General features: G+C 60.1%; 4 protein-coding genes. 1 reads left to right on the top strand and 3 read right to left on the bottom strand.

Going from position 1 to position 5,104, the window contains the following annotated elements; all coding sequences use genetic code 11:
- Positions 1-186: hypothetical protein (locus OXT71_10705; protein MDE2926855.1), on the bottom strand; the 186-nt coding region annotated here is incomplete at its 3' end.
- A gap of 81 nt (positions 187-267) precedes the next feature.
- Between OXT71_10705 and OXT71_10700 the strand changes: the two genes are divergently transcribed.
- Positions 268-2,007 carry a hypothetical protein gene (locus OXT71_10700; GenBank protein ID MDE2926854.1) on the top strand — a complete coding sequence of 580 codons (1,740 nt, stop codon included), beginning with the start codon at positions 268-270 and terminating at the stop codon, positions 2,005-2,007.
- Positions 2,008-2,246: 239 nt separating this feature from the next.
- Here OXT71_10700 and OXT71_10695 read toward each other — a convergent pair whose 3' ends face one another.
- Both OXT71_10695 and OXT71_10690 read right to left on the bottom strand, forming a co-directional pair.
- A complete protein-coding gene (locus tag OXT71_10695) occupies positions 2,247-3,857 on the bottom strand; it encodes an FAD-dependent oxidoreductase (GenBank protein ID MDE2926853.1) in 1,611 nt (536 codons plus the stop codon).
- Between the two features lie 711 nt (positions 3,858-4,568).
- On the bottom strand, positions 4,569-4,850 hold the full coding sequence (locus OXT71_10690) for a hypothetical protein (protein MDE2926852.1): 282 nt from the start codon (positions 4,848-4,850) through the stop codon (positions 4,569-4,571).
- Positions 4,851-5,104: the final 254 nt, after the last annotated feature.

Raw genomic sequence — 5,104 nt, 5'->3', positions numbered from 1 at the left:
ATTTACATCTGCGCCACACCCCCTGGGGGGGGCGCTCCCTTCCAAAATATCCCTGCGGGAAGGATTCTGGAGATGATTCCTGAAGATCTGGGAGGGCTTGAAAGTCTGGGCCAGATGCGCATTAATGCCAAAGAGCGAAAACCAGCGCTGTACAGTAATCTTGGCGACGCCCTCGGCGGCACCCATCAAGAGCGCGCTCCAGTTCTCGACGATCCGACTATAGCCATACACGGACTAACGGGACACGACACCAGCTCCCACACGGCCATGGCAACACGGAAGAAACCGCGAAAAAGAACGCGGCGGCCGAGGTCGTCGAACTCTCCATTCGGCGGGCGCCGTGTCGTGTCGCAGCACTCCGACCGAGGCTCGGGCATTCGCAGGACCGGTCAACGAAACAGGGATACGCGTTCATCCCTTGAAAACTGGCTCCATCTCCAGGCAACCGGAGAACCGCCGTGGAGATATCTTCCGATCGTTCTTGCGGCGGCGTTTGGGATTCGAGCGGCTGTGGCCTTGGCAGGAGACTTCGTCCTGCATCCCGACGAGATCATGCAGTACCTCGAGCCGGCGCATCGGCTTGCATTCGGAAACGGGGTGATCTACTGGGAGTACTTCTACGGAGCCCGCTCGTGGCTGGTGCCCGGGGCAATCGCCGGCGCGCTGAAGCTGTTTGAATTGGCCGGAGCGGCCCAGCCGGCATGGTACGTCGCGGGCGTCAAGCTGGGATTCTGCGTGGTTTCGCTGGCCATACCTGCGGGCATGTACTTCTTTGCGCGGAGACATTTCTGCGAACGGTCCGCGAGAGTGGCGCTCGTGGCTGGCGCGTTCTGGTACGAACTGGCCGGTTTCGCCCACAAGCCTATGACAGAGTTCGTGGCAACGGCACTGCTGCTGGCATTGCTCGCCTTGGTGGCGCGTCAGTCCGCGCAGGATGCCTGGACGGTGCCGTGTTCTGCCTTTCTGGCCGTGTTCGCTTCCGCGGTCCGCTTCCAATACGCACCGGTGGCACTGGGACTGCTCGCAGTGCTGTTCGTGCGCACGAAGAAGCGGATGCAGCTCGTCATCGCCGCCACTGCCTTCATGCTGGCCATCGGCGTGTTCGATGCGGTCACGTGGGACGGCGGCCTGTTCCACTCCTACGTCACGAACATTCGGTTCAATCTTGTACTCGGTGAGATGCGCACCGGCGAGAGCCCACCGTATCAGTATCTCAAGTGGCTGCTGGTGGCCGGAGGCGGACTCAGCGCGCTTGCGGCGGGAGCCGCCGTCTTCCGCCCACGGCGCTACGGGTTCCTGCTGGCGCTGATCGCCCTGGTCTTGGCAATGCATTCCCTCCAGGCGCACAAGGAGTACCGATTCGTGTTCACCGCGATTCCAATCTGGCTCCTGATCGCATCGGACATCTGGGCTCGATTCGCGAGGGTTTCCAGCGGCGTGGGGACGCTGGCTGCATCCGTCTTTGCCGCAGTCTCGTTTGCGGGGCTCGCGAATGCGCTTCCCGGTCAAGGCAACGTATACAAGGCCTGGTCCAACGAGAGCGGCGCTGTTGTATTCGTGGCGGAGCAGGACCCGATATTTGCCGCGTACCGATATCTTGCCGTTGCGCCGGGAGTCAAGGGGGTCTGGCAGGTGGACCGCCCCTACTTCGGTCTTCCCGGCTACTATTACATGCATCATGACGTCCCGCTCTACGACCAGGGGACGGGCCGAGCCATCGCCACCGATGTGGAATCGATTCGCGCATCGGTCAGCCACATCGTCACGGGCGACCCGGCCACCGTCATTCCCGGCTACATGGTCGAATGGGAATTCGGTGGCATCCGGATTCTCCGGCGCGAAGAAGACAGCGTTGATGTCCGGAACTGGGAAGCACGGACTCCCACGATTGTCGGGGACCTTCAAAGGCGGATCATGGACCAGATTGCGTCGAGTCCTAAATCACCGCCGGTGAACGCAGGCATTCGATTCGTCGGGAGCCATGGAACGGAAGGAGATCCCCGTTGACGGCGAGCAGGTCGCGGAGGGCGCGGTGCAATGCGGTTGGAAGCATTGCCGGGAAATGCGATGTCGTCCACGGGCCGGCTGGTGAGGCCCTCGGCGCTGACCATAATCGTGCGGAATCGCCGATCACCGAGTAGGAATCACTTTTGCTCCGCCGAAGTTCTCCCTTCGGCAAAGTGAGCCGAGGACGATCTGGTAGCGCATAACCTTCGCACAATGCGGCAGGATCTGGGTACGCTGTCTCAGGTCATCGTGACCCGTTCTTGGATCGCTGCCACCGCGGCTTGCGCCGCTAGGGCGGCCCCTTCTTGCCAACCGGGCAAGGCGCTCAATTGATCACCGGCGAAATAGATCCTTCCATCGGGGCCTCTGAGCCGTCCCGGCGGCTCGTAGCTCTCCGGCCAGCCCCCCCGCTGGAATGGGACCTTGGACCAGGCGCGGCTCACGCCCGACTCCATCTCGTCGCCATAGCCAGTGTGGATATGCTCGCCCTCGGCGATGGCAGATTGCAAGCGTTCGAATGGCGTCATGCCTGAGTAGCGCATCCCGGGCTCGGAATCCCAGATATAGGCCCCTAGGACGATCCCCTTTTCACGATGATAGCCGTATGCGGGATACCAGATCTGCGTAATGTCCTGGTCAGTCCACGAAATGCCTCCATAGATGGCATGGTCTTCCTCCCAGAAACGCCGCTGAGCCTGGAATCCGATCTTGACCGCGTTTGTGAACTCGATCGACTCGATCGCCCTCTGCGCTCTCCGCGAGAAATTATTGGGGATGCCCCTCAGGACCGGAGCCGGAATGGTGCAGATTGCGAAGTCCGCCTCCAAGGATCGTATGCTGCCGTTCCAAGTCCCGTACTGGATACGAACGCCGTCAGTCGTACTCTCGATGTCGCTCGGGCTCCGGTACACGATACGAACGCCGTCAGCCGTATTCTGAATCTCCTCTACGATGGTCCGATACACGATGAGAGGCTCCACACGCTCTTTGAAGGCAGCCACAATGGCGTCCATTCCGCCGATGGGCTGCAACAAGGTGGGGTTCTGATCGAGGAACTGGCTGAAATGGAGCTTGTATCTCCAGAAGTCCGACCTGAGCAGTTGACTTAGATCGAGGGGGTCGTTCACCGCTCCCGGCACCAGGCCGGCATGGACATGAGGTCCCACATAACCGCCGCGGCTTGAGCCCACGTAGAGATCATCCGGATCCAAGCCACCATAGCTCCGGAGCATTTCAAGGATCAGTTCCTTGTCCTCGCCGGTCAGCTCACTGTCCAGGGCGTTGCGGTTCACCGCCTTGGCCAGGAGTTCGGCAATATACCCCCGGCTATCCGTCATCACCTGCCGGGCTACGACCGGCCCGTCGAAACGATCCTGGTTGTGGAAGAAAGCCGCCCGGTTGTCGTTGGTAAAGACCTCAAGGTCGACTCCGAATTCCCGGCAATACCCGAGTATGGTCGTGTGGTGGTAGGGGATGCGCGCTGGACCAAGGTTCACGTAGAGATGGTCTTCGGCATCGAAGTCAACCCATTGCCGGCTGTCCTCCTCCTCGATCACGTCTCCGCTCCGGGCCGTGAGGTTGCGTCCTCCGGCGCGGCCGGTGGCCTCCAAGACCGTGCAGTCGTAACCCGCCTTCGACAATTCGTAGGCGGCAACCAAACCGGAGACCCCGGCTCCCAGGATGACGACTCTCGTCCCGTAGCCCGGCGCCGGTGTCAACTGGAACTGGGTCGTCCCGGCCGCAACGGGACTCGCCATGCCCAGCGCGTCCATGCTCCGGTACATGGCGGCAACCCCGGAGACGGCGCCGATGGATTGCAGGAATTGGCGTTTGGTCATTTTCGGTTGCACGGCCTTACCTCCGTCGAGAATCTGATGGGCAATGTGGACGTGACTACACAAGGGGAAGGAAGAGAGGCCACCGGACCCAACGCCGGACCGGTGCTCCAAGAACCTCGATTAATCGGACATCGATCAAGTCGAACTCTGCCAGTTCTAAACCCGATACTCTCTTGAAGTGCCACCATGGCAAGCCTCTCTTCCAAATCAAAGATCCAGGGGGGCGGCGATGAAGAAGCAAGTAAATCGCCCCCCGGACATCGCACCGGGCCGAGGGGGAGTGACTGCGACTGACCCCGATCCCATTGGGTGCGATTACTTGGCATCCGGATCCATAATCTTGAGAACAGACCGCACCCCGATGGCGATCACCTTTAGGCAAGCCACTAGGGGAGCCATATAGGGAACGTCAGGACAAGGCCGATGGTTCCGTAGTCCTTGTCCGTCAGGGACTTCATTTACTCAGCGTCCTTCTCGGGTTCCTCCGCGACCGACAGGAGCGAGTACGCTAGCGCTCGGGCCTGAGTTCGTGAAAGATTCGCCCACCTGGGCGATCCGGCCCGGTATCCGATTCGATTCTGACTTTGCAGACCGAGCCGAAGCTCGATCGGGTTTTGCGGGTCATCGCTGGACCCGACGCGCACCGGACCCACGACAGTTATGGTGTTAATCTGGATCGGAGTGCTCTTGCTCATCTTCCGTTTCTCTGGGGTAGCCGGACTTTCAACGGTTGTCCCTTCGTTGGTTCCTGGCCTTGGCCCGAATGTACCGGCTGCCGCGGTCAAGACTCTGGTGGTAACGTCTCAGACGCTCCTCGTCGGTCAATGCGGCTTCGACACGCTTGTTGATGGTTCTGTACACAGTCCAGAGAAACACCGGCAATACGACGCCGGCGAGGTAGCGCGACTCGAAGGATCGGTCAATGATGGACCAGCAGACCCAGAGCCACCACGGGAGAAAAGTGGCCCAAGCGAGAGCTTTCAGCAGGTAAGAAACAAACGCCATATCTCAGTGGTGGCGGGCGCCGGCGGAAGAATTCGGGTCTGGTGTCGGGACTGAGTAACTGACGAGAGAGCCAGACTCCAACCCTACACGCCCACTTCATTAGCACGGCGAGTCGTGCAGTCTCGTGTAGTTATGTCTATAAGCCCGCATAATTTGATCCTGCACAAGTCATCCATTTTCAGGAATCGTCCGGCACTAGACTGAACTTCCAGAATGGAATCGACGTAATTCACTGATTATAAATCAGATAGGTC

The organism is Acidobacteriota bacterium (assembly GCA_028874215.1).
In the GTDB taxonomy this organism is placed as follows: domain Bacteria; phylum Acidobacteriota; class UBA6911; order RPQK01; family JAJDTT01; genus JAJDTT01.
This window is presented reverse-complemented; position numbering and strand designations above follow the sequence as displayed.